Raw genomic sequence first — 4,536 nt, forward strand, 5'->3', positions numbered from 1 at the left:
CGGCGGAGGCGGCCGAGGAACCGGCGCCGGCGGCCTGCGCGGAGGCGGCCGCGGCGTAGTCGGCGGCCTTCGCGGCGGAACGGGCCTTCCCGGCCGCGTTCTTGGCGGCGATCGCCGCGTTCTTGGCCGCCTCTGTCTTCGAGGCGTCCTTGGAGGCGGCGATGGCGGCGTTGTAGGCGGCGGAGGCCGCGTTGCCCGCCGTCGCGGCGGCCTGGGAGGCCGCGGTGGCCGCCGAGGAGGCGCGCCGGGACGCGGTCACCGCCGCGTTGGAGGCGCTGATGGCGTTGCGTGCGGCGTTCGCGGCGCCCTTGGCCGCGCTCGCGGCCTTGCGCGCGGCCGCGGCGGACTTCCGCACGTCGTCCTTGGCCGCGGCGGCTTCCGCGGCGGCCTTCTCGGCCGCCTCCTTGGCCTTCTCGGCCGCGGTCTGGGCGCGCGCCGAAGCCTCCACGGCCTGGTCGGTCTCGGCCTGGGCGCGCTTGCCCTCGCGTTCGACCACCGCGACGAGTTCGGCGATGGTGGCCGCCTCCTGGTCCCGGGCCCGGGCGATGTGCTGCCCGGTGTCGAGGAACCACTGCACGTCGTTGGCCGTACCGCTCAGCGCGCGGTCCGCGTACTTGCGCACCTCGGGCCCGCCCTGGAAGAGCATGGACGACACCTGGACCCTGGCGTCCTCCAGCCGGGCGTCGTACTGCCCGTCGGTGAGGAAGGTCTCCAGCGCCGCCTGGGTACCGGCGTCCAGGGCCGCGGAGGCCTCGCGCCGGACGGCCTTGTCGCCGGTGGAGGAGACGATGGACGTCGCCACGCCCAGATCCTCCAGCAGGGCGGGCTTGTACCCCGTCTCGAGGAAGGCCGCGATGGCCGCGTCGCCGTGGTCGAGTGCGGCGACCGCCTCGCGGCGCAGGCCCTTGCCGGAGCGGGCGAGGTAGCGGGCGACGGCGACCCGGTTGTCCTCGACCGTCACCTTCGGAAGGGTCTCGGAGAGGAACGTCCGCACCTCCTCGTCGGTGCCGTACAGCACGTAGGCCGCGGCGGCCTTGGTCGCCTTGCCGCCCGTGGCCCACGCCTGGACGACCCTGGCCCGCTCGGTGTCCGGCAGCGTGAGCGGTTCGGCCGGCGCGTCGCCGGCCGCGGCGCTCGCGGGGCGGGTGAGGGTCAGCGGACCGGCGGCGGCAGCGGTGACGGCGGCCGCTGCGCCGAGGAGCCGTCTGCGACTCCAGAACGACGTCTGCATAGGGGTTTTCTCCTGGCGTTGGTTCGACGGGAATTGGGCCGGGATGAAGAGCCGGAGTGACCATACCAATGGGCGCCGAACGTAAAATGAGTTGCCTTTGAGTGAAATTGATGATCCGCCAGATCACCTGCTGCAGAGGCCGGTTACTTCTTCACATCTTCTCCACAGACCTTCGTACAACCTTTCCTTGAGGTGTCGAGAGTCACACGGGATCTTCAACTGACGTCCGTTTTGGCGCAGTTCATGACGTGGACAGTGATCGAAGATGGAGGTGGCATGGACGGGCTCAAGCGGAGATACAGAATAGAGAGTGCCTCTCTTCTGTATTTCTGCGAGGTCTGGGGGGCCCTCATTGAATGCGGAGCCTTCATGCCTTTCAGGGGAGCCGGATGACGGAAATCCGGCCGGAAGAATAGATTTGGACTGCGATGAAGGTACGCACCACCATTGCGCGTGTGCTCGGCGCCTCCGCCCTCGCCGGCGGTCTGGCCTGGGCCGTGCTGGCGTCCGGCGTCCAGCCGGCGGACGACGGCCCGGCTGTGTCCGTGGCGGACGAGGCTCCCGGCTACGCCGTCGAGGACTTCGCCTATCCGCAGGCCGACAAGATCCTCGAGGAGCAGGGCATCGTCCTCAAGCGAGGGGACGGCCACATCACGCTGGCCGACTGCTCCAGCGGCACCGACCTGCTCCAGGTCAGAGCCCGGCGCGAGTCCGAGCCGTTCTGCTTCAAGACCGTCGGCGACTCGGGCTGGCTGACCCTGGAGATCCCCGCCGTCTACGTCATGCGGGGCAACGACTACGCGACGCAGGTGGACATGACCGTCGGGGACGAGGAGAAGTCCTTCGACCTCGAGAAGAACACCTGGACCTCGGTGGGCGAGAGCGCCGACGAGCAGAACCGTGAGCACCTGCTCGTGGAGATCAGGACCTCCAAGTAGCGCCCAGCCGACACCCTTTGACGGATCTGCCACCAAGGAACCCCACCATGCGACACACCAGACCCGTGCGCCTCGCCGCACTGGCCGCGGCCCTGACCGCGGGGCCCCTCGTCCTGACCGCCGTGCCCGCGGCCGCCGTGACGGGGCCCGCCGCCCCCGCCTCCGACACCACGCACTCCTACGCCGCGCAGATCGTGGTCGGCGACCACGACCGCGGCTGCTCCGGCGTCCTGGTCGACACCGAGTGGCTGCTCACCGCGGCCAGTTGCTTCGCCGACAAGCCCGCCGAGAGCCTCGCCGTGCCCGCGGGCAAGCCGGCCAAGACCACCACCGCGACCATCGGCCGCGCCGAACTCACCGGCACCCAGGGCGCGGTCCGCCAGGTCGTGGAGCTGGTCCCGCGCACCGACCGCGACGTGGTGCTGGCCCGGCTCAACCGCCCGGTCACCAACGTCACCCCCCTCGCGCTGGCCACCACCGCCCCCACCGCGGGCGAGGAGCTGACGCTCGCCGGCTACGGCCGCTCCAAGACCGAGTGGGCGCCGCTGAACCTGCACACCGGGGTCTTCTCGGTGGACGCGGCCGCCGCCACCACCGCCACCGTGACCGGCAAGGACGGTGTCGCCGCGTGCATGGGCGACACCGGTGGCCCGCTGGTCCGCACGGTGAACGGCACCAAGCAGCTGGCCGCCCTCGGCAGCCGCTCCTACCAGGGCGGATGCTTCGGCATCGACGCCGCCGAGACCCGCACCGGCGGCGTCGTCACCCGCGTCGACGACCTCGGCTCCTGGGTGGCGTCCAAGGCCGGCGCCAACCGGATCACCGACTTCAACTGCGACGGCGTGGAGGACATCGCCGTCGCCGACCCCGAGGCGACCGTCGGCGGCGACGCCAAGGCGGGCCTGGTCCGCGTCGTGTACGGCGGCGGCAAGGGCACCGCCGAGCTGCACCAGGACCTCGACTGGGTCCCGGGCGGCTCCGAGGCCAACGACCTCTTCGGCCAGGCCGTCGACACCGTCGACTACAACGAGGACGGCTGCACCGACCTCGCCGTCGGCACCCCGGGTGAGAACCTGGGCGACGCCACGGACGCCGGCATGGCCGACCTCCTGTACGGCGCCCCGGGCGGCCTGGGCACCGGTGCCACCAAGAACACGCACTTCCAGCAGGCCGAGGGCAACGGCTCGATCAGCGCCTCCACCCCGGAGGACGGCGACCTGATGGGGCAGGCCATGGTGGCCGGCACCACCGCCGCCGGAGAGCCCTTCGTCGTCATCGGCACGCCCGGTGAGGGCCTCGGCTCCGAGGCCGGGGCGGGCGAGGCGTTCTACGTGCGCGGCGGCACCAACGTCTCCGTCCACCAGGACAAGCTGGACGTCCCGGGTGCGGTCGAGGCGGGTGACGGCTTCGGCGCCGTCCTGGCCGCCGACGCCAACCACCTGGCCATCGGCGCGCCCAACGAGAACATCGGCGGCGACGACGCGGCCGGCAACCTCGCGGTCTTCACGCACACGCTGAACAGCGAGAAGCGGCCCACCCCGGTCTTCGGCCTCGACCAGGACCTGGACACCGTCTCCGGCGGTGCCGAGGCCGGTGACCGCTTCGGCGCGGCCCTGGCACTGGCCCCGTACCGTCCGTCGGGCGCGGCCACGGCCAACGAGTCGATCCTCGCGGTCGGTTCGCCGGGCGAGGCGCTGAACGTGGACGGCGTCAGCAAGGCGGAGACCGGCGGCGTCATCACCTTCCGGGTCACCGCCGCGGGCACCTACACCCAGCTCGACGGGTACTCCTCCGGTACCAGCGACGACGACGTCTCCGGCACCTCGGAGGCCGGCGACCACTTCGGCTCCACCATCACCGCGATCAACACGGCGCCGCGCGCCGTGAGCACCGCGGCGACGATGAGGATGGCCATCGGTATCCCGGACGAGGCGATCGGTTCCGCGACGTCGTCCGGCGCGGTGCACGTCTTCTCGATGCTGGGCGCGCCCGGCGCCAACGACAAGTGGGTCGAGTCCGGCGACGGCGACGGCATCCCGGGCGCCCCGGGGGCCAACCAGCGCCTGGGGTCCAGCATCCACTTCACCGGCACGCACCTGTACGTCGGCATGCCCTACGGCCCGAGCGCCCGCGGCGCGCTCTACGCCCTGCCGATGTCCAACGTGACCCTCGGCCAGCCCACCGCCGCCGTCACGGCCTACCAGCCGGGACAGGGCGGGCTCCCCGCCGTCGGCACCACCTTCGGGTACGCGGCGAGGTAGTCACCGCGGCACTCCCCAGCAGCACCTCTCAGTCGGCCGTGGCGTCCAGCGCCCCCGCCGACACGTTCACCCGGCGCGGCACGCCCCTCGGGGGGAGCACGAACAG

3 protein-coding genes are annotated in these 4,536 nt (G+C 72.1%); 2 read left to right on the forward strand and 1 reads right to left on the reverse strand.

Annotation, left to right across the window (positions count from 1 at the left end):
* Positions 1-1,231, reverse strand: a 1,231-nt coding sequence (locus tag ACFW01_RS31335) for an ALF repeat-containing protein (RefSeq protein WP_384509279.1), incomplete at its 3' end; no start/stop codon positions are given.
* Between the two features lie 428 nt (positions 1,232-1,659).
* Here ACFW01_RS31335 and ACFW01_RS31340 point away from each other — a divergent pair.
* A complete protein-coding gene (locus ACFW01_RS31340) occupies positions 1,660-2,169 on the forward strand; it encodes a hypothetical protein (protein WP_234960989.1) in 510 nt (169 codons plus the stop codon).
* A gap of 47 nt (positions 2,170-2,216) precedes the next feature.
* Positions 2,217-4,430, forward strand: coding sequence for a trypsin-like serine protease (locus ACFW01_RS31345; protein WP_384509283.1), 2,214 nt, complete (start codon positions 2,217-2,219; stop codon positions 4,428-4,430).
* The last annotated feature ends 106 nt before the right edge of the window (positions 4,431-4,536 follow it).

This window comes from Streptomyces sp. NPDC058985, from assembly GCF_042740985.1.
Lineage (GTDB): Bacteria > Actinomycetota > Actinomycetes > Streptomycetales > Streptomycetaceae > Streptomyces.